The organism is Pseudoxanthomonas sp. G3 (genome assembly GCF_057654715.1).
In genome coordinates, this window is the sequence record NZ_CM172805.1 from 3344652 (window position 1) to 3369426 (window position 24775).

A 24775-nucleotide genomic window follows, 5' to 3' on the forward strand; every position below is an offset into this window, starting at 1 on the left:
GGAAAGACGCCTATTGTCCCGGCTGCGCTCCAACGCCGCAAACCCGCGGGCGATCTACGCCGCGGGGCGCTTGCGCAACAGGCTGAAGGCGAAGGCGACGACCAGCGCCGCGCCGAGCAGCAACAGGCCCCAGAGCAGCCAGGCCTTCCAGTCGCGCTGGGGCGGTGGCGGCACCAGCGCGGCGTCGCCAGCGAACGCGGCGGCGGGCGACAGGTAGGCGGGTGCCGGCTGCCAGTCCTGCCCGCGGTCGCGGCGCAGCGCATCCACCAGTGCCGGCATCGGCACGGCGGCACGTCGCGCCGACGCGCTGCCCGCCACGAGCGCGTAGGGCGGCGTGCCCTGCGCGAGGAACACCATCACCTCCGGCCGGTAGCCCAACCGCAGGGTTGGGGACTGTTCGGGCAACGGGCCCCGACTGCGCAGCCGCCAGTAGCGGTCGCGCACCGGTCCGCTCGACAGCGGCTGCTCGGGCGAGGCACTGGGACGATCGCCATCCACGCGGTAAGCCACCCACGGGCCGGCGCGCAATCGCCACGGTGCATCGTCCGCATCGCGGCTCTCCAGCGTCCATTCGCCGACGGCGAAGTCGTCCATCGCCAGGTCCACGAGCGCGACCGGATAACGCCCGTCGCTCTGGTACACGTAAGCGTCGACGCCCTGCTCGCTGACGCGACGACCGCGCAGGTCCGACCACGCCACCGCTTCCTGCATGCGCGCGGCGTCCAGGCGCACGCGCACCTCGCGGATCGGCAGCGCGTCGGCGGCGTCCAGGGGCACGAAGCGCACGTAGCGGTAGCCACCTCGGATCGGGGCCTCCGCGCGCACGAGGCGCTGGTCGCCACGCTGCAGTTCCACCAGGGTCACGCGGTCCTGCAGCACGTCCCAGGCCTGCAGGTCCTGGCTGCCCTCGATGCGGAAGGCGGCTTCGCGCGAAGCACCCGGTTCCCAGCTGAGCTCGAGGGCCTCGGGGTCGTCGCGGATACCGCTCAGGTCCACCAGGAAGGATCTGCCACCGCGGTCTGCAGTGGCAGGCGCGCCGCCATCAGCGTCGATGCGGACGATGCGCCCGTTGTCGCCGAACTGCGCCGATACACGCGAGACTCCCGCCGTGCCGGCAGCCGCATCCGGCAGCGGGAACCACGGCACCACGACGCGACGCGCCGGCAGCGCCGTGGGTTGCTCGGGGGCGAACAAGGCGGCGGCGACCGGCTTGCCTTGCGCATCCAGCACGTCGACATCGCGCAGGTCGGGCCACGCGGTGGTGGCGTAGACGGTGCGATCGAGTTCGACGCGGTAGGCGCCCGCGCGCTCGGCCGACAGGGCCAGCGGCCAACGCTTCGCGTACGCGGCATTCGTCGGCGACTGGGCGAGCGACGCGGGCGTGGCCGCCAGCAACGCAAAAGCAAGCAACACCGTTCTCATGCGGTCGCCTCCTCGGTATCGGCGCGACGCGGCGGCGCCGGCGCCAGGTAGCCCACCACGGTGCACAACAGGCCATAGGCGATGAACGAACCGATGCCCAGCAGGTTGCCCAGGTGCTGGCGATCCACCGTCATCAGCTTCACCAGCACCACGCCCATCAGCACGGCGCCACCCAGCCACAACATGCGCTGGCCGCGACGCGACCCGATCACCCAGCCCAGCACGCCCAGCACGCTCCACACCACGGTCAGGCTGGTCTGCGCCAGGCTGCCCGACAGCAGCGCGCCATCCCACGGCACGCCGCCCCAGTGATGCACCGCATGCAGCACGACCGAGGTGACCCAGACGAAGGCTGCCGCGGACAGCAGCACGATCTGCGCGGGCGCCATGCTGCGGTCCTCCGGCATCCACCAGCGCAGCAGCAAGACGAGCACCGCGAGCTGTGCGAGCTCGAGCGGATTCACCACCGGGATCCACGGCAGCGGCGCGGCACCGCCGGCGACGAACAGCGAACCCACCCACCACAGCGCAAGCACGGAGAACAGCACGCCGAGCAGCGGCGTGCGCCAGCCGTCGAAACGCTCGCCCAGCGGCGCCGCCAGCCAGTTCCAGCGGAACAGCGCGAGGGCGACGACCGCCAGCCACGGCAACGCGATCAGGCCGGCCGTCCATCCCTGGCCCATGCCCTCCAGCCAGTCGGGCAACCAGGCGAACAGCAGGCTCGCCACCAGCGGCCACACCAGCCACCACACGAACTGCGCCGCACCGGCGAGGCGATGCTCGCTGTCGCGCAGGCACAGCAGGCTGCGCACGCCCAACACCGCATAGGCCAGCCACGCCCACGCGCCGTTGCCTGCGAAAGGCTGCTGGTGCACGTCTGCCTGCCACAGCGCCAGCGGCACCGCGGAAGCCAAGGCCGCCAGCGTTGTCCACGCCAGTCCACTCGAAGGACGGCGACGATGCACTTCGGCCGCCAGCCACCCCGTCAGCGCAGCGAAGGCGAGCATCGCATCGGGCTCGTCCCGATGGCCCAGGAAGCGGCTGATCTCCAGCGCGCCGTTGCCCAGCCACCAGGCCAGGCCCCACAGGTAGTACAGGCCCGCAAGCGCGTCCTGACGGCCGCGATAACTCCACGCGCTGGCGAAACCGGCGATCGCGATCAACAGCGCGCTCATGAAGGGCGCGTTCGCGAACATCGGCGCGACCGGCACGTCGAAGGCGTTGCCCGACGTCCACGCATCTGCGCGCGCGATGAAGAACGCGCACGCGGCGGCCAGCTGTAGGCCTGCCCCGGTGAACTGCGGCAACAGTCGCGACTGGCGCAGGCCCAACCACACCAGCGCCGCACCTTCGAGCGCGAACACGCACGCCGTCGCCTGCGCCGACAGCGCCAGCGGTACCGCCAGCGTGGCGAAGCCTACGGCGAGCAACGCGTAGGACTGCGCGAGCACGTCATAGTCCTCGCGACGACGCAGCAGCCACGAAAGCCCTGCGTACAGCACGCCCAGCCCCAGCGCGCAGAACGCCAGCGGCAGGCGGCTGTCTTCGAACGTGCCGCCCTGCATCAGGCCGGCCTGCAGCGAAAACGCCACCAACGGCATGCCGAACACCAGGCAGCCATCGATGAAGTCGCGCCGGCTGGCCGGCTGGCGACGCGCGAACAGCAGCGGGATCAGCAGGTAGAACACGAAGAACAGCGCCAGGAACGGCTGCGTGGTGCCGTACTTCTCCGGCGCGTAATCGAACAGGCCCCACGCGGTGCCGATGCCGAACGTGAACGCGAACCCGAGCAGGTTCAGCAGCCGCCACGACTTGTACCAGGCGATGCCGACGATGGCCGCGTTGAGCACTGCGTAATACGAAAACAGCGCGACATGATTGCCGCTACCGGTCGACAGCCAGATCGGGGCGAGGAAACCGGCCAGCAGCGCGAAGACCGCCAGCGCCTTCGCATCCTGCAGCACGGCCAGCATGCCCGCGCCGGCGACCAGCGCGATGCTCAGCGCGAAGGCCGCGCCGACCGGCATCAGGCCGAAGATCTTGAAGGCGGCGAACACCACCAGCAGCAGTACGCCGATCGCACCGCCCTGCAGGCTGAGCGCGAACGCGCGATTGCTCTCGCGCTTGCGCCAGGCGAACACCAGCGCCCCCAGCGCGGCCGCGGCGACGCCGGCCAGGCGCAGCTCCGGCGGCAGGGTGAACCAGCCCTGGTCGGCGCCGTACTTCAGCAGCGCGGCGACGCCGGCGAACAGCACCAGCACGCCGATCTTCACCGGCACGTTGCCGACGGTGAACCAGCGCTGCACCGCGCGGAGGGCGACTTCGAGCAGGCCCGGCGTCGCGGGACGCGCTGGCGGCATGGGACGCGGCGGCAACGGTTGCGGCGACGGACGCGGAACGTCCGATGCAGGAGGAATCGGCGGCGGACCGGCGGTGCGGCTGGGGGCCGCGGCGGGGGCAGGCGTCACGCGCGGCGGCGGCGTGGGCGCGGCCTCGCGCATCAGATCCGCCAGCGTGGGGCCTTCGTCGACCGGTGGTGCGGCCGGTGTCGCCGTCGCCACGCTGGCGGTCGGCACGGCGGTTTCGGCAGCGCGTGCCGCGCGCAACTGCGCGATCTGCGCTTCCAGCGTCGTCACACGGCGCTTCAGGCCGCTGACCGACACCAACGCGATGATGAGCAGGACGGGCATGGCCAGTACGGCCAGCCCCACCAGGACCAACAACCCGACCACGTCATCCATTCCCCGACCTCGCCTGTGCGTGTTTCCGGTGCAAGGACGCGGAATGCCGCGCCCTCCGGCCGTCCATGCAGCCGCGTCCGCAGCCTCGGGCATGGCCCGGGGATTTGCAAGATTCCGATCCGCCGGTGGTTTCGGACGGCGCATCGGGTATCACTTGGCGATACCCGGAAACGATACGGGCGCCCTGGAGGCGCCCGTATCGGGTCATGCAGCGGCCGCCCGGGCCGCGCTGCGGCTTACTTGCCGGCGACGACGCGGACCATTTCCAAGCACTTGTTGGAATAGCCCCACTCGTTGTCGTACCAGGCCACCAGCTTGACGAACGTGGGGTCCAGCGCGATGCCGGCCTCGGCGTCGAAGATCGAGGTGCGGGTGTCGCCGCGGAAGTCGGTGGCCACCACCTTGTCCTCGGTGTAGCCGAGGATGCCCTTCAGCGCGCCCTGGCTCTGTGCCTTCATCTCGGCCTTGATCTCCTCGTAGGAGGCCGGGTTTTCCAGCTCGGCGGTCAGGTCGACCACGGACACGTCGCTGGTCGGCACGCGGAACGACATGCCGGTGAGCTTCTTGTTGAGCGAGGGAATCACCACGCCGACAGCCTTGGCCGCACCGGTGCTGGACGGGATGATGTTCTCGAGGATGCCGCGACCACCGCGCCAGTCCTTGTTGCTCGGGCCGTCGACGGTCTTCTGCGTCGCGGTCGCCGCATGCACGGTGGTCATCAGGCCGCGCTTGATGCCCCACTTGTCGTGCAGGACCTTGGCGATCGGCGCCAGGCAGTTGGTGGTGCACGAGGCGTTGGAAATGATCGCCTCGCCGTTGTAGGTCTTGTCGTTCACGCCGTAGACGAACATCGGCGTGTCGTCCTTCGACGGCGCCGACAGGATGACCTTCTTCGCGCCGGCATCGAGGTGCTTCTGCGCGGTGGCCTTGTCGAGGAACAGGCCGGTGGATTCGATGACGACCTCGGCGCCGACCTCGTCCCACTTCAGGTTGGCCGGGTCGCGTTCCTGGGTGAGGCGGATCTTCTTGCCGTTGACGAACAGCGCGCCGCCTTCGACCTTCACGTCGCCGTCGAAGCGGCCGTGCACGGAGTCGTACTGCAGCATGTACGCCAGGTAGTCCGGTTCCAGCAGATCGTTGATGGCGACGATCTCGATGTCGTTGCCGAAGTTCTGCACGGCGGAACGCAGCACGTTGCGTCCGATGCGGCCGAAGCCGTTGATACCCACCTTGATCGACATTGCTCAGGACTCCTGCGGCCGCGCCCGGCGCGGCGGGGTTGACGGGGGCCGACATTCTATCAGGCCGCCCCGCCCGCCCGCCGTCGCGGGCATTGATCAGGATCAAGGCGGCGTGCGAATGGCGGGCGGAGACTGGCCCCACATTCCAACGAGCGTCACCATCATGAAAAAGACCCTGATCCCGATTGCCATCGCCCTCGCCTTGGGCGCCATCGCTCCCGCCTTCGCCCAGTCCAAGGGCGACTGGACGCTGGGCGTCGGCGCGCATCAGGTGAACCCGAAATCCGGCAACGGCGCCCTCGCCGGCGGCACGCTGCCGCTGGACATCGACAGCGACGTGAAGCCGACCATCACCTTCGAATACTTTCTGCGCGACAACCTCGGCCTGGAAGTCCTGGCCGCGCTGCCGTTCCAGCACGACATCGCCGTCGACGGCGTCGGCACGGTGGGCAGCACCAAGCACCTGCCGCCGACCGTCTCGCTGCAGTACCACTTCAACCGCAAGGGCAAGGTCTCGCCGTTCCTCGGCGCCGGCCTGAACTACACCACGTTCTTCAGCGAAGACACGAAGGGCGCGCTGGACGGCACCAAGCTCGAACTCGATGACTCATGGGGCCTGGCCGCGCACGTCGGCATGGACATCAAGGTCAGCGAGCGTGGCGCGGTGCGCGTGGATGCCCGCTGGATCGACATCGATACCGACGTCAAGGTCGACGGCGCCAAGCTGGGTACCGCGAACATCGACCCGCTGGTATATGGCGTGGCTTATGTCGTGAAGTTCTGAGCCACGCTCAGCACGCGACGCGCAATGGGGACGGCCCGTGTCGGGTAAAGTACCGACATGGTCCGTCCCCTTCTTCTTGCCGCCACCCTCGTCGTCTTGCTCGCCGGCACCTTCTTGTCCGCACCCGCGTGGGCGTGGGGTCCGATGGGCCATCGCCTGGTCGCGCAGCTCGCGTGGGACGACCTGACGCCGGCGGCGCGACGCCAGGCCGAAGTGCTGCTGAAAGGCGAGCCGGACCCCACCCTCGCCGGCATCGCCAGCTGGGCGGACGACCTGCGCGACAGCGATCCCGTGCTCGGCAAGAAGACGTCGCGCTGGCACTTCGTCAACATCGGCGAACACGCCTGCGCCTACGAACAGATGCGCGACTGCCCCGACGGCAACTGCGTGGTGGAAGCCATCAGGACGCAGGCTGCGATCCTGGCCGACCCCAAGCGCACGCAGGCCGAACGGCTGCAGGCGCTGAAGTTCGTCGTCCACTTCGTCGGCGACGTTCACCAGCCGCTGCATGCCGGCTATGGCCGCGACAAGGGCGGCAACGAGGTGCAAATCAACTTCGACGGGCGCGGCACCAACCTGCACACGCTGTGGGACAGCCGCATGCTGCTGTCCACCGGCCGCAGCGAGGCCGAGTACCTGCGCCGGCTGCGGGCGCTGCCGCGTCCGTCGCTGGGCGTCGTCGTGCTGCCGCCGCCGTCGGCGGACTGGGCAACGCAGTCGTGCCGCGTCGTCATTCAGCCCGGCTTCTATCCGCGCCGCGCCAAGCTGGACCAGATATACGTCGACCGGCATCTGCCCGTCGTGGAGCGACAACTGCGAGCCGGCGGCGTGGCGCTCGCCAAGGTACTCAACGCGGCATTGTCCCGAGGATAGTTCCCCCATCCGGAGTTCGCCATGGTCCTGCTACGTGGTTTGTTGATCGCTCTCGTGGCCTTTGCCGCGCCTGTCCTGGCCCAGAATGACGCAGGCATCACCGTCTTCGCCGCGGCCAGCCTGAAGGAATCGCTGGATGAGGCCGCTGCGACCTACCAGAAGCAGACCGGCGTGCCGGTGCGCGTGTCGTATGCCGCCAGTTCGGCGCTGGCGCGCCAGATCGAACAGGGCGCGCCGGCGGACGTGTTCTTCTCCGCCGATCTGGAATGGATGGACTACCTGCAACAGCGCGGCAAGCTCGATGCCGCCACGCGCCGCTCGCTGCTGGGGAACCAGTTGGTGCTCGTCGCGCCGAAGTCCAGCAAGGTGCGCGTGGACCTGAAGCATCCTGCGACGTTCCTGGCCGCGCTGGGCAACGGCCGCCTGGCGGTGGGCCAGACGCAGACCGTGCCCGCGGGGAAATACGCCAAGGCTTCACTGGAATCGCTGTCGCTGTGGAACGGCGTCAAGGCACGGCTTGCGGAATCCGAGAGCGTGCGCGCCGCCCTGATGCTGGTGGCGCGCGGCGAAACGCCGCTGGGTATCGTCTATGCCTCCGACACGAAAGCCGAGCCCTCGGTGCGCGTGGTGGCGACGTTTCCCGAGGACAGTCATCCGCCCATCGTCTATCCGGTCGCCGCCCTGCGCGGACCGCGCTCGGCGCAGGCGGCGCAGTTCGTGCAATGGCTCGCCTCCCCCGCGGCGGACGCGCTCTTCATCCGCCGCGGCTTCGCGGTGAAGGACTGACGCCTTCGTGCTCGACGCGTTCACTCCGGAAGAACTCACCGCCATCCGCCTCAGCCTGAAGGTGGCGGTGGTGGCGGCGCTCGCCAGCCTGCCGTTCGGGATACTCGTGGGCTGGCTGCTGGCCCGTACACGCTTTCCGGGCAAAGCGTTGCTGGATGCGTTGGTGCACCTGCCACTGGTGCTGCCGCCGGTGGTGATGGGCTATGCGCTGCTGGTGTCGTTGGGTACGCAGGGGATGATCGGCGCGTTCCTGCAGGCGCACTTCGGCATCGTGTTCGCGTTCCGCTGGACCGGCGCCGCATTGGCTTGCGCGGTGATGGGCTTCCCGTTGATGGTGCGCGCCATCCGGCTGTCGCTGGAAGCGACGGACCGGCGACTGGAACAGGCCGCGTCCACACTCGGCGCAGGACCGTGGCGCGTGTTCTTCACCATCACGCTGCCGCTGGCCTGGCCCGGGCTGGTTGCCGGCAGCGTACTCGCGTTCGCGAAGGCGCTGGGCGAGTTCGGCGCCACCATCACGTTCGTGTCGAATATTCCCGGCGAAACGCAGACGCTGTCGTCCGCGATCTACGGCTTGATGCAGGTGCCCGGCGGCGAAGCCGGTATCTGGCGCCTGGCGGCGGTGGCGGTGGCGATCTCGCTGGCCGCGCTGCTGTTCTCCGAATGGCTGGTGCGCCGGCACCACACGCGTCAGAGCGAGGATGTCTGATGCTGCACCTGGACATCGAACTGCAGCGTGGCCAGTTCCATCGCCATGTGCGCATCGACGACGACGCACGCGTGATCGCCCTGGTGGGACCCTCGGGTGCGGGCAAGACATCCGTGCTCAATGCCATCGCGGGATTGGTGACGCCGGTCGCCGGGCGCATCGACGTCGACGGCCACTGCCTGTTCGACAGCGCGCGTCGCATCGATGTGCCGGTTCACCAGCGCCGCGTCGGCTACGTTTTCCAGGATGCCCGCCTGTTCCCGCACCTCGACGTGCGCCGCAACCTGCTCTACGGGCGCCATGGTGGGCGTGGCACGCCCCGCTTCGGCTTCGACGCGGTCGTGGACCTGCTGGGCATCGCGCCGCTGCTCGGCCGCCGCACGCGCAACCTCTCCGGAGGCGAAGCGCAGCGCGTGGCGATCGGCCGCGCCCTGCTGGCGCAGCCGTCGTTGCTGTTGTTCGACGAGCCGCTGTCGTCGCTGGACCAGGCCCGCCGCGAGGAACTGATCCCCTACCTGCAGCGCGTGCGCGACGAAATCCGCCTGCCCATCGTCTACGTCAGCCACCATCCGGACGAAGTGCGCCGGGTGGCCGACTCCACACACACCCTCGACTGACGTCGCCGTATCCTGCGGCGGCGCCACCAGAGCGAGCCGCATGACACATCCCAAGCGCTGGAAATCTCTGCCCGTGGACCAGACGCGCCGCTATCTGGAGCCCGGGCCGGTCGTGCTGCTCAGCACGGCACACCGCGGCGAACGCGCGATCATGACGCTGGGCTGGCACATGATGCTGGGCTACGACCTGGTCGGCACCTATATCTGGCAGGCCAACCGGAGCCATGCGCTGGCCCGCGCCAGCCGCCAGTGCGTGATCAACCTGCCGACCGAAGACCTGCTGGATACCGTCGTGCGCATCGGCAACTGCAGCAGCACGGAACAGGACAAGTTCGAGCGCTTCGATCTCAGCGCCTTACCCGCGCGCGAGGTGGACGCGCCGCGCATCGCCGAATGCCACGCGCAGTTCGAATGCCAGTTGCATGAGACCCGGATCACCGCCGACTACCCGCTGTTCGTGTGGCGCATCGTCGCGGCCCATGTCGCGCCCTCGCCGCGCATTCCCCGTACCGTGCACTACCGGGGCGACGGCCGCTTCATGGTGTCCGGCCGCGAAGTGTCGCGACGACGACTGTTCCGGCCGGACATGCTGGAACAGTGACCCATGGCTGGTTAACGCGCGGCTCGGTACGCTGCACGCCATGACCCCACGCCACCTCACCGATCTCGACGACGCCGTCGACCTCATCCTGGCCCATACCAGCGGGCCGCTGCGCATCGGCGCGCCGCTCGGCATCGGCAAGCCGCACCGGCTGCTCAACGCGCTGTACACGCGGGGCGCGCGCGATCCGTCGCGGCCGTGGTCGCTGTACACCGCGCTTTCGCTGGATCCGCCTGCAGGTGGCCAGGGGTTGGAGGGCCGCTTCGTGAAGCCGTTCGCCGCGCGCCACTTCGGCGACGATTTCCCGCGCCTGGATTACGTGCAGGCGATGAAGCGCGACGCGCTGCCCGCGCACATGGCAGTGGAGGAGTTCTACATGCAGGGCGGCGCGCTCCTGCGCTCGACCACCGCGCAGCGGCTGTACGCCAGCCTCAACTACACGCACGTCGCTCGTGCGCTCGCCGACCGTGCGCTCAACGTCATCGTGCAGAAAGTCGCGCGGGAGCCCGGCGGTACGCGCCTGTCGTTCTCGTGCAACAACGACCTGACCCAGGACACCGTGGACGCCATCGTCGCGCGCGGCCTGCCGCGTCCGCTGCTGGTCGCCGAAATTGACCCGCAGCTGCCGTGGATCGGCGGCACGGCCGCGGTCGACGAAGCCTACTTCGATATCGTCATCACCCCGCCCGGCCCTTATCCGCATCTGTTCGGGTTGCCGCGCCAGCCGGTATCGGATGCCGAATACGCGATCGGCCTGTACGCCAGCGCGCTGGTGCGCGACGGCGGCACCCTACAGATCGGCATCGGGGCGCTGGCCGATGCGCTGTGCCACGCGTTGGTGCTGCGCCACACCGACAACGCCACCTACCGGCGCGTGCTGGTGGCGCTGGATCCGGAACTGGAACGGCACCCTGCCGTCGTCGCCTGCGGCGGCCTCGACCCGTTCGCCGTCGGCTTGTACGGCTGCAGCGAGATGGTCAACGAAGGGTTCAAGCGGCTGGTCGAGACCGGCGTGATCCGGCGCAAGGTGGTCGACGATGAAGCGCTGATGCGGCGCATCGCCGACGGTACTGCCAACCTGGGCGACCACGCGCGACTGGAACGCGACGGCGAGTACCTGCACGGTGCGTTCTACCTGGGCTCGCCTGCGTTCTACCAGTGGCTGCGCGAGTTGCCGGACGACCAGCGCCGCGGTATCGGCATGCGCCGTATCAGCCTGATCAACGAACTCCAGCGCGGCCATGAATCGCTCGCGCGGCTGCAGCGGCACGAGGCACGCTTCTTCAACTCCTGCATGATGGTCACCGCGCTCGGTGCCGCGGTGTCCGACGGGTTGGAGGACGGCCGCGTCGTCTCCGGTGTCGGCGGCCAGTACAACTTCGTCGACATGTCCAACGCGCTGGACGACGCGCGCAGCGCGCTGATGTTCCGCGCCGTGCGTGACGATGCGGGTAAGGCCGCTTCCAACGTGCGCTGGAACTACGGGTACACCACGATTCCCCGGCACCTTCGCGACCTGTACGTCAACGAGTACGGCATCGCCGACCTGCGCGGGAAGAACGACGAGGACTGCATCATCGCGATGGGCGGCATCACCGACGCGCGCTTCCAGCAGACGCTGGTCGCGCAGGCCCAGCACGCCGGCAAAGTACGCAGCGGCTTCCACGCACCGGGCCACTGGATCGACAACACACCGGTCCATCTGTCCGCGCGGCTGCGCGCCTTCCGTCGCGACGGCACGCTGCCGGACTATCCGCTGGGCAGCGACTTCACCGAGGTCGAGCAACGCATCGTCAAGGCACTCGGTTGGTTGAAGTCGAACACCGCCACGCCGTGGAAGAAGATCGGCACCCTGCTGCGTGCGCTGGGCGCGCAACCGGACGATGCGGAGGCGATGGCGCGCATGGATCTCGCCGCGCCAGGCAACCTGGGCGAACGCCTCGAGGCGAAGCTGCTGGCGCTCGGCTTACGCGAGACGCGCTGAACGCTGCAATGAAAAAGCCGGGCATTGCCCGGCTTTTTCGTCATCGTGAAGCCGCCGCTCAGAGCGACTTCGCGGCCTCGACCACCGCTTCGGCGGTGATGCCGAAGTGCTTGTACAGCGCGTCGGCCGGCGCGGAGGCGCCGAACGTGGTCATGCCGATGACCGCGCCGTCCAGGCCCACGTACTTGCGCCAGAAGTCGCTGATTGCGGCCTCGATAGCCACGCGCTTGCGCACGGCCGTGGGCAGCACCGATTCGCGGTAAGCGGCGTCCTGGCGGTCGAACACGTCGGTCGACGGCATCGACACCACGCGCGTCTTCAGCCCCTGCGCGTCCAGCGCGGCCTTCGCCTGCGTGGCCAGGCCCACTTCCGAACCGGTGGCGATCAGGATGATGTCCGGCGTGCCGTCGGCATCGGCCAGCACGTAGCCGCCACGGGCGATGTCGCCCACCTGCGCGTCGGTGCGTGGCTGGTGCGGCAGGTTCTGGCGCGAGAACACCAGGCAGCTGGGGCCGTCCTGGCGCACGATGGCCTGCTTCCACGCCACCGCCGACTCCACCGCGTCGCACGGACGCCACACGTCGTTGTTCGGGATGTAGCGCAGCGAGGCCAGGTGTTCGACCGGCTGGTGCGTGGGACCGTCTTCGCCCAAGCCGATGGAGTCGTGCGTGTACACGTGGATGGCGTGCGCCGGGATCAGCGCGCTCATGCGCACGCCGTTGCGCGCGTAGTCGCTGAACACGAGGAAGGTGGCGTCGAACGGCACGAAGCCGCCGTGCAGCGCCAGGCCGTTCGCGATCGCGGTCATGCCGAACTCGCGCACGCCGTAGTAAACGTAATTGGCGTTCGGATCTGTGGTGGAGACGGACTTGCTCGCCTTCCACAGCGTGAGGTTGGAATGGGCCAGGTCGGCCGAACCGCCCACCAGTTCCGGCAGCAGCGGCGCGAACGCCTCGATGGTGTTCTGCGAGGCTTTGCGCGAGGCGATCACCGGGCCTTCGGCCTGCACCTTGGCGATGTAGGCATCGGCCTGCGCGATGAAGTCGGCCGGCAGCTCGCCCGAGGCGCGACGCTTCAGTTCCGCGGCCTGCTCTGGGTACTGCGCGGTGTAGGCGTCGAGCAGCGCGTTCCAATCGGCTTCCAGCGCCTTGCCGGCCTCGACCTTGTTCCACCCGGCGTAGATCTCGGCGGGGATTTCGAACGGACCGTACGGCCACTCGAGCGCGGCGCGCGTGGCCTCCAGCTCGTCCTTGCCCAGCGGGGCGCCGTGGCTGGATTCCTTGCCGGCCTTGTTCGGCGAACCGAAGCCGATCGTCGTGCGGCAGCAGATCAGGGTCGGCTTGTCGGCGGTCTTCAGCGCGGTGTCGATGGCGGTCTTGATTTCGACCGGGTCATGACCGTTGACGTTGCGCACCACCTGCCAGCCGTAGGCCTCGAAGCGTGCCGGCGTGTCGTCGGTGAACCAGCCATCGGTATTGCCGTCGATGGAGATCTTGTTGTCGTCCCAGAAGCACACCAGCTTGCCCAGGCCCCAGGTGCCGGCGAGCGAGGCGGCTTCGTGCGACACGCCTTCCATCAGGCAACCGTCGCCCATGAAGACGAAGGTGCGGTGGTTGATGAGGTCGTGGCCTTCGCGATTGAAGCGCTGCGCCAGCAGCTTCTCGGCGAGCGCGAAACCCACCGCATTGGCGAAACCTTGGCCGAGCGGGCCGGTGGTGGTTTCCACGCCCGGGGTTTCGTGGCGTTCCGGATGGCCGGCGGTCTTGCTGTGCAGCTGGCGGAAGTTCTTCAGTTCCTGCAGCGGCAGGTCGTAGCCGGCCAGGTGCAGCAGCGCGTACTGCAGCATCGAACCGTGGCCGTTGGACAGGATGAAGCGGTCGCGGTTGAACCAGTGCGGGTTCGACGGGCTGTGGCGGTAGTAGTCGTTCCACAGCACTTCGGCGATGTCGGCCATGCCCATGGGCATGCCGGGGTGGCCGGAGTTGGCGGCCTGCACCGCGTCGGCGGCGAGGAAACGGATGGCGTTGGCGAGCTGGCGGCGGGTGGGCGTCGTCATGGGGAGTCGGAACAGGGGCGGCGCCCGGCGGGCTGCGGGCGAGCCCATTGTCCCACCCCCTGCCCGCCCTGTCGCGGTTGCAGCGTGCTTTCCGGGGTGTTAGCCCGGTTGACCCGGCAATTTCACGTCGGCGCGTTCGCCCTTGGCCACCAGCGAGGCCAGGGTCAGATCGCCGGTGACGTTCAGCGTGGTGCGGCACATGTCCAGGAAGTGGTTCACGCCCAGGATCAGGCCGATGCCGATGGGGTTCACGCCGACCATCGCGCAGATCAGCGCCACCACCGGCAACGAACCGGATGGCACGCCGGCCGTGCCGATGCCGCCCAGGATGCACACCAGCATCACCATGAACTGCTGGCCCAGCGACAGGTCCACACCGAAGAACTGGGCCAGGAAGATCACCGTGACGCCCTCGAACAGCGCGGTGCCGTTCTGGTTGGCAGTGGCGCCCACGGTCAGCACGAAGCGCGACACGGTGCGCGGCAGGCCGAGCTTCTCGTCGGCCACCCGCAGCGCGGTGGGCAGGGTCGCATTGCTGGACGCGGTAGAGAACGCCATCACCATCGCTTCCTGCGCGCCACGGAAGAATTTCAGCGGGGAATAGCCGGCCAGCTTCAGGGCGACGGAATAACTGACCAACAGGTGCAGCGCCAACGCGAGCACGACCACGAATACGTACTGCCCCAGCCTCAGCAGCAGGTCGAAGCCGAAGATCGCGGCGAGGTTGAACATGAAGCACGCCACCGCGTACGGCGCCAGGCGAATGACGAGGCCGATCAGCGTCATCGAGATCTCGAACACCCCCTCGATGCCGCGCTTGAGGATGCCCGTGTTTTCGGACGGCGTGAGCACCAGGCCGACGCCGAACATCACCGCGAAGAACATCAACGACAGGATGGCGGCATTGCTCGAGGCGGCGCCGATCACGTTGTCCGGCACGATCGACAGCAGCATGTCCATGCCGGTCGGCTGGCTGCCGACGCTGGCGACGATCTCCTTCGTGCGCTCAGCGTTCTCGGCGATCAGCTGCTGGGCGAGCGCGGGGTCGACGCCGACGCCGGGCTTTAACAGGTTCACCAGCACCAGGCCGAGCAGTACCGCCACCGCCGACAGCACGACGGTGTAGGCCAGCGTCTTCCAGCCGATCCGTCCCAGCGCGCGGATATCGCCCATCTCGGCGATGCCACAGACCAGCGCCGAGAACAGCAGCGGCACGATCAGCATGAAGATCAGGTTGAGGAAGATCTTGCTGAAGGGCGTGGTGACATACTTCGTCACGTCCTGCACCCAGCCCGCATCGCCCTGGCCGGTCGCGTGCACGATGAGCCCGACGATCAGGCCGACACCGAAGCCGATGGCCATCTTCCAGTGCAGCGGGAGCTTGGCGCGGGTGGCGGGCGCGGCGTCGGTCATCGGCGGGTCCTGCGAAGGCAAAGTCGGGAGCTTAGCAAACCGGGCCACAGGGCCGACCCGCGCCCGTTCGACTCACTTCGGATACAGCGGCGGCAGCGGCTCGTCGGCCGCGCGCACCTCGGGCGAGGACCACTGCGGCCCGCCGCGGAAGGCCTCACGCAGGGCCGCGCGGGCCTGCGCGGCATCACCGCCGGCCCAACGGGCGCGACGCAGCAGGTCCACGGCGCTGCGCTGGGCGGGCGATGCGAGCCGGCGATGCAGGTCGTCCAGATCGGTGGCCGCCGGGCGCGCCATGCCGCGCAGCGCATCTTCGATGTCGTCCAGATCGCCGGCTTCCAGCGCGCGCTTCAAGTCGGCCGGGGTGTGCGTGGCCGGCGATGCGCTGGCTGCGGACCCGGCCTCGGCATGCGCGCGACTCCGCGAGGAGGACGTGGCACTGCCACGCCGTGACAGCCCCCAGAGCAGCGTGGCCAGCCACAGCACGGCGAAGCCGGCGGCCAACCACGGCCACAGGTGCGCCGGAACGCGTCGTTCGCCGTCCAGCAGGATGTCATCATCGACACCACCGGAAGGCGTCGCTGCGGCCGGCGACGCGCCTGCCGCGGGCGCGGACGACGTTGCGCCGGCGCCGGCGACGACGGGCAGGCTCAGGTCGGGCAACGTTGCCCTGCGCGGGGCGCCCGCGCGTACGTCCCACCACGCCATCGCCGTGCCTGGGATCGCCAGGCTGCCAGTCTGCGAAGGGACGATCGAATAGCGGCGGGTCAGCGTTACCTGCGGCGTGCCGCCGACGAAACGCTCGTCGTACTGCGGCGGCTCGGCGAACACTTGTGCGCCGGGAATCGAGGGCGTGGGCAATTCCGTCAGCTGCGATTGGGTCGCGCCGACGACGGTGGTCTCGATGCTGAGCGTGGCCGCCTCGCCGGTGCGCAGTTGCTGCGGAACGGCGGTGTAGCGTAGGCGCAGATCGCGCACGGGCAGCCACGGTTGCGGTGCGCCTGCCGGTTGCGCGCGGACCTGCAGCGTGCGCGGTGCGCCGGTGATGTTCACCTCGCGGCTGTTGCCACCGAGCAGGTCGTCCATCCAGCCACCGGCACCGCGCCCCTCGAAACGAGGCCCCGGCAACGTCAGCGTGCCGCTGCGCTCGGGCACCAGCAGGAACCGGCGTTCGGCCGTGCTGTAACGACGCCCGTCGATCTCGCGACTGGACTGCACGATCTCGCCTACGCGCTGCAGCAGCGCGCCGTCCGGCGGGTCCAGGTCGAGCTGGCCCGATACCAGCGGCGTCGCGTAGTAGAGGCGCACGGTGACCCCGACGGACTGCTGCACGTAAGGGCTGGCATCGTCGAGCTCGGTTTCGACGAACACCAAGCCATTGGACGCCGCCTGCGCCGTAGCCGTCGCGCTGACCTGGAGCACCAGCGGCGCCGTGCGCGCGTTGCCGACCTGCAGCGCGGGGATCGCCAGCGTGCCGGCGCGGCGCGGGCGCAGGGTCAGCGAGAACGTGGTGGTGCTGCTCATCCGCCCGTTCACTAGCTGCACGCTGCGGCTGTCGGACTGCCCTTCCACCTCGAAATCGCGCATCAGCGGCGTGAGGTCGGGCGTGGCGGAGACCGCATCGGTCTCCACGTTGAGCGTGACCGCCTGGCCGAGCGCGACCTGCGTCTGCTCCAGCCACGCACGCGTCGCCGCAAGGGCCGACAGCGGCCAGGTCAGCAGCAGGGCCAACAGGATCCAGATGCGGGGCTTCATCGTCCTTCCTTCTGCCGGCGCTCGTGTTCGAGCCGGAACTTCGCCTTGAGCAATGAGCCGGGCTCGTCGGGCACGCGCCTGAGCCAGGCATCGACGGCCTGGCGGCGTTCGCGCTGTTCCGCCGTTTCGGCCTGCACCCCCGGTGCGTCTTTCGACGCCTGTTCGGCACCCTGCGCCTTCTGCTCGCCTATCGCGGCGCGCATGCGCTCGCGCTGCGCCGCATCGGCGGCGGCTTGCGTCGCCGGGTCGGGCGATCGCTTCGGCGGCGTGCGGGGCGGCGGCGCATCCTTCCCCACCTGCGCCTGGCCGGGCTTGCCCGAGGACGGCGTCGACGCGCCTTGCGAAGGCGGGGACACTTGCGGCGGCTGGCCCGCCTTCTTCTCGTCGGAGGAATCGCTCTTCGCGCCCGATGACGCTCGATCGCCACTGCCCTGCTGGCCGGGCTTGCCCTGCCCGTCGCCCGGCGACGGCGGTCGCTTGCGGGCCGCATCCACCGCGGCGCGATTGGCGACGGCATCGGCCATGCCCGGCTGCAGCCGCAGCGCACGATCGTAGGCGGCGACCGCATCGTCGTAGCGTTGTTGCTTCGCCAAGGCATTGCCCAGGTTGTACTGGCCCTCGACGGTGTCGATGCCGGTGAACGCCTGTTCGGCCGCCGGATAGTCGCCCTGGCGATAGGCGTCGGCGCCCCTTTTCAGGCGCGCATGCGTGGCCTGGTCGTCACGCTGCCACCAGTCGACGCCAGCGGCCTGCGCAGGCAATGCCAACGGTAGCCACAAGACGCCCACCAGCACCAGCACGGCGCCGCGACGGAACCATAACAACGCCAGCGCCATCAGCGGGATCAGCAACCAATAGCCTTCGTCGCGCCATGCCTTGCCACCTCCGGGCACCGTCGACGTGCCCACGGTCTCCAGCGCCGGCGATGCCACGCCGAGCGCGGCGAGATCGCCGTTGTCGGTGGTCGCCGGTTCGTAACGTCCTCCACCCGCCGCAGCCAATGCACGCAGCGATGCGGTGTCCAAGCCCGCATGGCCGATCGTGCCATCGTTGCCGCGATACGCGGCGCCTGCGGCTGTGCCTAACCCGAGGACCGAGACCATGTAGCCTTGCGCGCGCGCATCCGAGGCGGCTTTCTCTGCGCCATCACCTGCGCGATCCGTGAGCACCAGGATGTCGCCGTTGCGGAAGTCGGCCTGGGCCAACAGGCGCGCCGCCCAGGCGATGCCGCGATCGGCGCGCTGCCCGTCCACCGGCATGATCTCCGGCGACAACTCGTCGAGATATAGGCGGATGTTGGCCGTGTCGTCGGTCATCGGCGCGACCGTGAACGCATCGTCCGCGAAGGCGACCAACGCGATCGGACTGCCGGCGCGCGCGTCGAGCAGCCGTGCGAGCTTCGCCCGTGCCTGCAGCAGCCGCGAAGGCGGCAGGTCCGTCGTCGTGATACGGCTGGAAAGATCCAGCACCACCACCAGCGGACGCTGGGCCTGCCACAACGGCTGGTCGCCCTGTCGCCAGCTCGGCCCGGCAAGCGCGAGCACGGCGAGCGCGTACGCCAACGCGGCCACGATCATGCCCGCGCGCGCCGCACCGCCGCCCCGTACCAGCAGATGCGGCAACAGGTGCGCGTCCACGTGGCCCTGCCAGGCGTTCAGGCGGTGCCGTTGCAGGCGCCACCACCACGCCAGCAGCGGCAGCGCGAGCAAGGCCCACAGCCAGTACGGACGCAGGAAATGCAGCGCGTTCCAGAAGGCGCTCATGTGCGTCTCCGCGGCCATGCGAACGCCACCAGCGCGAAACCGAACGCCGCCGCCAACGGCCAGTAGTAGCGCTCGATGCGCGGACGTACGGCCTTGCCCGCCTGCTGGACCGGCTCCAACCGGTCGAGCTCGGCGTAAATGCCGGCCAGTTCGTTCGTGTCGCGCGCACGGTAGAACCGTCCCCCGGTCTGCGCGGCGACATCGCGCAGCGTCGCTTCGTCGATATCTTCCGGCGAGCTGGCGGGCATCGGCAGGGGAATGCCGAACAGGCTCATCCCACCGTCGCTTCCGAAGGCGATGGTGTGGATGCGTATGCGTTCCTCCTTCGCCAGTTCCGCCGCTTTCTGCGGCGTCAGTACGCCGGCGGAGTTCACGCCATCGGTAAGCAAAATCAGGACACGCTGGCCGTCCTCCCGCGTGCGCAGGCGACGTACGGCCAGTGCGATGGCATCGCCGATCGCAGTCTCCCGACCGGCCAGGCCGGCCACCGCGTCGCGCAGCTGTTCGCGCACCGTCTGCAAATCGCGTGTCAGCGGCGTCATCGCATAAGCGCGCTGGCCGAACACCAGCAGGCCGACGCGATCACCGTCGCGGCGGTCGAGGAAATCAGCGAGCACGGCTTTCGCCGCGGTGAGGCGATCGACGACGGCGCCGCCCAGCTCCATGTCGGGCTCGGTCATGCTGCCCGACAGGTCGACCGCGAGCATCAGGTCGCGTCCGCTCACCGGTGGCGTCACGGCGTCGCCGAATTGCTGCGGTCGCGCGATGGCCGCGCACAACAGGAACCACACCAGCCACGCCAACGCCGCGCCGCGTCCGTGCAACCCACGCCCGCCCTGCGCGGCGATCGCCTGCACGGCACGGCCATACGGCACCTTGAGGGCATCCGACTGCGCCCGCCGCGGCGGCAATGCCCAACGCACCAGCCAGGGCAGCGGAAAAACCAGCCATGCCCAAGGCCAGGCAAAGCCGGCGTAACCGTCCTGCAGCAGTTGCAGCGTCGGCAGCGAAACGCTCATCGCTTCGCCGCCATCAGTTCGAGGAAACGCACCCGCGCGACCGCGAGCGCTGCCGCCAGCTCGGCCGGTGCGACGTCGCGACGGTAGCCGCCGTCGAGCAGCACCCGGCCGGGGCCTGCACTGAAGGTGCGGCCCTGCTCGCCATCCAGGAACCGCAACCACGCCTCGCCCTCAAGACGGTCAGCGGCAGGCGACACGCGCCGCGCGGCTCGGCGCAGCAGCTCCGAGGCGGCGGCGACCTGTTCGGCCGACGTCCTTCCCTGCGGCACGGCGTCGAACCACCGCTGCCAGCGCCGACGGCGCCGATGCCGGTGCCACCGCCACGCGCCGAGGCCGAGCAGCACCAGTACGATGCCGGCCGCGACCAGCCACCACCCCGGCGCGGGCGGCCACCATGAGGGCGCCGGCGGCACATGCACATCGCGAAGAACCAGCGTGTCGGGTGCCATGATCACGCTACCTGCGGTTGCGCGCGGCCGAGCGCCACCAACCAGGCATCGCTGGCGGCCTCGGTGGACAGCGTGCGCACCTGCACGCCGCGCGAAGGCAGGCGATCAAGCGCGCGCTCAAGCGGCGCCTGGAACTCGCTTCGCCAGGCATCGCGCTGCACCTGGCTCGCGAGATCCAGCTCGACCCGCCGATCGCCGGTGGCGAACGGCAGCGAGCGCGAGGGCGGATCCGTCTCCAGCGGATCGGTCAGCAGAAGCACCACGACATCGTGATGGGCGGCCAAGGCGGTCCAGCGCGTGTCCGGGATGTCCGCGATGCTGTGGGGTTCGGCCAGGACCAGCAGGCGCGAGCCCGGGCGAAGCAAGCGCGCAGCATGATCGAGGGCGAACGCGAGGCCGAGATCGTCCACGGGAGATTTTGCGTACCAGCGGACCAGGGCATCCAGCACGCGCAGCGCACCGCGCGTCCCTGATGCGGGCGGCACCGGCGCTTCGGTCGCGCTGCCGCGCAGGGTCGCCAGCCGGTCGCCCTCGCGGACGGCCTGCCACGCCGCAACCGCGCCTGCACGCGCCGCCTGGACGGACTTGAAGCGCGTACGCGTGCCGAAGTACAGCAGCGGCGACGTGTCGGCCACGATCAGCGTCAGCCGTTCGCGTTCGGCCTGGAAAAGCTTGGTATGGGTGCGGCCGCTACGCGCGGTCAATCGCCAGTCGATGTGGCGCACGTCGTCTCCGGCCACGTACTCGCGCGATTCCGCGTACTCCATGCCACGCCCCCGCAACGGCGATGCTGACGGCCCGGTGACGGAGTGCCGTCCCCGCAGTGCGGGCGGACGCCGCTGCGCGCTGGCGCGCAGGGCGATCAGTTCCTGCAGCGTGGGGAGAATGCCGTCGCTCATGCGTATGTGGTCGGGATGCGCAGCCGTGCGATCAGGGCAAGGGCACCACATCCAGCAGCGCCTTCACCAAGCGATCGCCATCCCAGCCTTCGGCGGTCGCCTCATAGCTCGGCAGCACGCGGTGTCGCAGCACGTCCGGCGCGATCGCGCGGATATCGTCCGGCGTGACGTAATCACGGCCTGCCAGCCAGGCGCGCGCGCGCGCGCAACGCTCCAGCGCGATCGAGCCGCGGGGGCTGGCGCCCCACGCGATGCGTCGCGCCAGGGCCGAGTCGTATCGCGCGGCGTTGCGCGAGGCGAGAACGAGTTCGATCAGATAGCGCTCCAACGCGGGCGCGAAGTGCAGGTCCAGCACCTGCGCGCGGGCTAGGAACACGTCCTCTAGCGGCATGCGTTCGACGACGGCGGGTACCGCCTGCATCTCGTCGCGCGCACGATCCCGGGCCAGCCTGAGGATGTCGGCTTCCGCCGCCGCCTCGGGATAGCCGATCTTCACGTGCATCAAGAAACGGTCCAGCTGCGCTTCCGGCAGCGGGAACGTGCCCTCCTGCTCGATCGGGTTCTGCGTGGCCATCACCAGGAACAGCGCGGGTAGCGGATACGTGTGCCGGCCCACGGTCACCTGCCGCTCGCCCATCGCCTCGAGCAGCGCAGACTGCACCTTGGCCGGCGCGCGGTTGATCTCATCCGCCAGCAGTAGCGGGTGGAACACCGGTCCTGCCTGGAACTCGAAGCGCCCTTCCTGCGGTCGCCAGACCTCGGTGCCGGTGAGATCGGCGGGCAGCAGGTCAGGCGTGAACTGGACGCGCGCGAATTCCGCCTGGAGACGCGAGGCCAGCGCGCGGATGGCGGTCGTCTTCGCCAGGCCCGGTGCGCCCTCGACGAGCAGGTGGCCATCCGCGAGCAGGGCGATCAACAGGCGCTCGACGAGCGCGGCCTGGCCGACGATGGTCTGCGAGAGGTCTTCGCGCAGGCGCGCGAAGGCGGCGTGGAGCGACACCCCTGTATCGGTTCCGTGGTCGATCGTGCCGGACGAAGAATCCATGGGAGAGCCGGAAGTCGGTATGGAGGCCGATTTTGACCCAACCGCGCCCTGAAGGTTCACAGGACCCATGGCATACGAAGTCCCGATTCAGCTGGCAGCGCGCACAAAGAAAAAGGGCCCTCAGGCCCTTTTTCTCGCATGACGCAGCGGGTCCGGTCAGCGGCGCTCCGCCACCCGCAAGACCTTCGGGGTGACGAAGATCAGCAATTCGGCCTTCTCCTTGCTGCGACCCTTCTTCTTGAACAGATTGCCCAGGAAGGGGATGTCGCCCAGGAAGGGCACCTTGGCCACGCTGGCGCGGTCGCTGAACTCGTACACGCCACCGATGACGACAGTCTGGCCATCTTCGATCAGCACTGCGGTGTTGATCTCGCGACGGGCCAGTTCCGGGACCGAACCGAAATCGCCCAGATCGATGAATTGGAGGACCTCATCCTTCTTCACGTTGAGATTCAGGAAGACGCGATTGTCGTCGGTGATGGTCGGGGTGACCTTCAACTCCAGCAACGCTTCCTTGAACTGCACGGTGGGCGTCGCAACGCCGGTTCCGCTGCCGGTGACGGTCAGGTAACCCACTTCTCGACCCTGCTTGATCACGGCCTCGCGCTGATTGGTAGTCACCAGGCGGGGATTAGAGATTACCTCGCCGCGCCCTTCCTCCTGAAGCGCCGAAAGCTCGATGTCCAAATCGAAGTTACGGCCAAGCAAGGTGTACGCGATGCTCGCAGCCGTATTGTCGATGAAGCCACTAGCAGGCAGATTCACGTTCATATCACGAGGCAGAACCCGGTCATCGCCGTTACCGACATTGACATTGTCGGTAATGTTGCCGCCGATGATCTGAGTCCGATCGCCGGAGCGGCGCCCGTTGATGCCAAAACGTGCACCCAGGTCACGCGCAAAGGTATCCGTCGCGATCACGATGCGACCTTCGATAAGTACCTGATCCACAGGACGATCGATCACCGCGATCAGCTCGCGCATCTGTGCGATCTTCTTCGGGATGTCGCTGATCATCAGCGTATTGGTGCGCTCATCCGCCACGATACGACCCCGCGGCGAGAGGAAGCCGTTGTCGTTCTGACTGCTCGAGCCGCCACTGCCGCCACCGCCGCTGTTGCCGACGCCTTTGGCCTCGGTCAGCGCTTTGAAGATCGCTGCGGCGTTGTGGTAGTTGATCTGGATGTAGTCCGTCCGCAGATCCTCGCGGTTCTCGATCGCGATGCGGGCGTCTTCCTTGTCCTGTTCGAACTTGGCCAGTTCTGGCTGCGGAGCCACCCAGACCACTGCACCTTCCTTTCGTTTGTCCAGGCCCTTCGCGCGCAGGACGATATCCAGCGCCTGGTCCCAGGGCACGTTGACCAGCCGGAGGGTGACGTTCCCCTGCACCGTGTCGGACGCGACGATGTTGAGGTTGGATTCCTCGGCGATCAGCTGGAGCACGGTGCGGACCGGGACATCCTGGAAGTTGAACGTCACGGGGCGGCCACTGTAACGGCGCGCATCGCTGGCAACCTTCTGTGCGGCAGCCACGATGGAGGCGGAACTCGTGCCGGCGGCCGTGTTCGCATTGCCCGTCGCCTTCTGGCCGGCCCGCGGCACGATCTCAACGACGTATTCGTTACCCGACTGGTACGCAAGGGACTCGAAGTCGCCGCGCGTGCTCAGAACGAACTGGGCGCCACCCGCCATGGCCTGCGCTTCGACACGCTGCACCGGCGTCGCGAAGTCCACGACGTTCAGCGGCTTCTGAAGTGATGCAGGCAGCGACGCATTGCCGATGTCGACTACGACACTGTCGCCCTGGTTACGCAGATCGGGCGCCGCGCCTTGACCATCGAACTTGACGATCAGGCGGCCCGCCCCATCCTCGCCGCGGCGGAAGTCGATGTTGGACACCGAGACGGCTTGCGCGGGTTGAGCGGACGCGGGAGCGGAAGACTGCCCACCCTGGGATGCGGCGCTTGCCGCACTGGCGGCCGCCAGCAGGCCGATGGCCAGTCCCAGAGAGCAGGCCCGGAGGGTGGCCAGGCGCCGGGACGGCCGCAGGCGGTTGGCGTTCGAAGCGGTCATCGTGTATCCCCCAATCATTGATCTTCAAGCGCGATCGACGCCGGCCGTTCCAGCCAGCCGCCTGCGCCATCCGGCACTAGTTCGACAAGTTCCAACCCATCTTCGCGGACCGAGGTGACCCGGCCATCGCTTTGCCCCAGGTAGTTTCCCGGACGTACCCGGTAGGTGACCTTGTCGGGCCCCATCACCAGCGCCACCAGAGCCGCGCCCTTGCCGATCGTGCCGACCATGTCGAGGCTGTCCAGCGGATACTGTTCCAACGTTTCCTTGCGGCGGTTGGGATCGGGACGGAGTCCGCCCCCTTCCGCGTTGTTCCAGGCGTCGCTGAACGGATCCCGCAGCGTCTGGGCGGCATATTCGAAGGTCTCGAACTGCTGCATAACCGGCAACGGATCTAGCGGCGGCGCGGGCCGGGCCCGCACGTCGGCCACCCAGCTCTCCAGATTGGGCGCATCGCCCGGCGTGCTGGTAATGCCGCGTGCGCATCCTGCCAGTGACGCCACGCCAATCAGCATCGCCATGCTACGCGCGAAAAGCGTGCTCGGAAG

Annotated in this window: 20 protein-coding genes; 7 read left to right on the forward strand and 13 right to left on the reverse strand. The window is 68.8% G+C overall.

Annotated elements, in window-relative coordinates; translation table 11 throughout:
* Positions 1–54: 54 nt before the first annotated feature.
* The 3 genes from AC23D6_RS16055 to gap form a co-directional block, all read right to left on the reverse strand.
* On the reverse strand, positions 55–1422 hold the full coding sequence (locus AC23D6_RS16055) for a DUF3999 family protein (protein WP_487750210.1): 1368 nt from the start codon (positions 1420–1422) through the stop codon (positions 55–57).
* Positions 1419–4163, reverse strand: a complete 2745-nt coding sequence (locus AC23D6_RS16060) for a DUF2339 domain-containing protein (RefSeq protein ID WP_487750211.1) — start codon at positions 4161–4163, stop codon at positions 1419–1421. Before AC23D6_RS16060 ends, AC23D6_RS16055 begins: the two co-directional genes overlap by 4 nt.
* 236 nt (positions 4164–4399) lie before the next feature.
* A complete protein-coding gene (gene gap / locus AC23D6_RS16065) occupies positions 4400–5404 on the reverse strand; it encodes a type I glyceraldehyde-3-phosphate dehydrogenase (protein WP_487750212.1) in 1005 nt (334 codons plus the stop codon).
* 163 nt (positions 5405–5567) lie between these two features.
* Between gap and AC23D6_RS16070 the strand changes: the two genes are divergently transcribed.
* Genes AC23D6_RS16070 through AC23D6_RS16100 form a run of 7 tightly spaced genes read left to right on the forward strand, consistent with a single transcriptional unit; the run spans position 5568 to position 11758 of the window.
* A complete protein-coding gene (locus AC23D6_RS16070; protein ID WP_487750213.1) occupies positions 5568–6188 on the forward strand; it encodes an OmpW/AlkL family protein in 621 nt (206 codons plus the stop codon).
* Positions 6189–6245: 57 nt separating this feature from the next.
* Positions 6246–7061, forward strand: coding sequence for a S1/P1 nuclease (locus tag AC23D6_RS16075; RefSeq protein WP_487750214.1), 816 nt, complete (start codon positions 6246–6248; stop codon positions 7059–7061).
* A gap of 21 nt (positions 7062–7082) precedes the next feature.
* On the forward strand, positions 7083–7847 hold the full coding sequence (gene modA, locus AC23D6_RS16080; RefSeq protein ID WP_487750215.1) for a molybdate ABC transporter substrate-binding protein: 765 nt from the start codon (positions 7083–7085) through the stop codon (positions 7845–7847).
* Positions 7848–7854: 7 nt separating this feature from the next.
* Positions 7855–8556 (forward strand): molybdate ABC transporter permease subunit, encoded by a 702-nt coding sequence (gene modB, locus AC23D6_RS16085; RefSeq protein ID WP_487750216.1) that lies wholly within the window; start codon positions 7855–7857, stop codon positions 8554–8556.
* A complete protein-coding gene (locus AC23D6_RS16090) occupies positions 8556–9173 on the forward strand; it encodes a molybdenum ABC transporter ATP-binding protein (protein ID WP_487750217.1) in 618 nt (205 codons plus the stop codon). Before modB ends, AC23D6_RS16090 begins: the two co-directional genes overlap by 1 nt.
* Positions 9174–9213: 40 nt before the next feature.
* Complete coding sequence (locus AC23D6_RS16095) at positions 9214–9774, forward strand: flavin reductase family protein (RefSeq protein WP_487750218.1); 561 nt, start codon at positions 9214–9216, stop codon at positions 9772–9774.
* A 40-nt stretch (positions 9775–9814) separates the two neighbouring features.
* Positions 9815–11758: an acetyl-CoA hydrolase/transferase C-terminal domain-containing protein gene (locus tag AC23D6_RS16100; RefSeq protein ID WP_487750219.1), complete on the forward strand. Its 1944-nt coding sequence runs from the start codon at positions 9815–9817 to the stop codon at positions 11756–11758.
* Between the two features lie 58 nt (positions 11759–11816).
* On the opposite strand, the gene tkt is transcribed toward AC23D6_RS16100, so the two are convergent.
* From tkt to AC23D6_RS16150, 10 genes are all read right to left on the reverse strand, one after another.
* Positions 11817–13814, reverse strand: a complete 1998-nt coding sequence (gene tkt / locus AC23D6_RS16105; RefSeq protein ID WP_487750220.1) for a transketolase — start codon at positions 13812–13814, stop codon at positions 11817–11819.
* Positions 13815–13913: 99 nt separating this feature from the next.
* The gene (locus AC23D6_RS16110; protein WP_487750221.1) at positions 13914–15227 is read right to left on the reverse strand and encodes a dicarboxylate/amino acid:cation symporter; all 1314 of its coding nucleotides are present in this window, start codon (positions 15225–15227) and stop codon (positions 13914–13916) included.
* A gap of 72 nt (positions 15228–15299) precedes the next feature.
* A complete protein-coding gene (locus tag AC23D6_RS16115) occupies positions 15300–16979 on the reverse strand; it encodes a BatD family protein (RefSeq protein WP_487750222.1) in 1680 nt (559 codons plus the stop codon).
* Positions 16976–18742 carry a VWA domain-containing protein gene (locus AC23D6_RS16120; protein ID WP_487750223.1) on the reverse strand — a complete coding sequence of 589 codons (1767 nt, stop codon included), beginning with the start codon at positions 18740–18742 and terminating at the stop codon, positions 16976–16978. Before AC23D6_RS16120 ends, AC23D6_RS16115 begins: the two co-directional genes overlap by 4 nt.
* On the reverse strand, positions 18739–19761 hold the full coding sequence (locus AC23D6_RS16125) for a vWA domain-containing protein (protein ID WP_487750224.1): 1023 nt from the start codon (positions 19759–19761) through the stop codon (positions 18739–18741). Before AC23D6_RS16125 ends, AC23D6_RS16120 begins: the two co-directional genes overlap by 4 nt.
* Complete coding sequence (locus AC23D6_RS16130) at positions 19758–20210, reverse strand: DUF4381 domain-containing protein (RefSeq protein ID WP_487750225.1); 453 nt, start codon at positions 20208–20210, stop codon at positions 19758–19760. Before AC23D6_RS16130 ends, AC23D6_RS16125 begins: the two co-directional genes overlap by 4 nt.
* A 2-nt stretch (positions 20211–20212) precedes the next feature.
* A complete protein-coding gene (locus tag AC23D6_RS16135) occupies positions 20213–21109 on the reverse strand; it encodes a DUF58 domain-containing protein (protein WP_487750226.1) in 897 nt (298 codons plus the stop codon).
* 31 nt (positions 21110–21140) lie between these two features.
* Positions 21141–22154 carry an AAA family ATPase gene (locus AC23D6_RS16140; RefSeq protein ID WP_487750227.1) on the reverse strand — a complete coding sequence of 338 codons (1014 nt, stop codon included), beginning with the start codon at positions 22152–22154 and terminating at the stop codon, positions 21141–21143.
* Between the two features lie 156 nt (positions 22155–22310).
* Positions 22311–24227, reverse strand: a complete 1917-nt coding sequence (locus AC23D6_RS16145; RefSeq protein ID WP_487750228.1) for a type IV pilus secretin PilQ — start codon at positions 24225–24227, stop codon at positions 22311–22313.
* Between the two features lie 14 nt (positions 24228–24241).
* Entirely contained in the window at positions 24242–24748 is a 507-nt protein-coding gene (locus tag AC23D6_RS16150; protein ID WP_487750229.1) for a pilus assembly protein PilP, read from the reverse strand.
* Positions 24749–24775 lie beyond the last annotated feature (27 nt).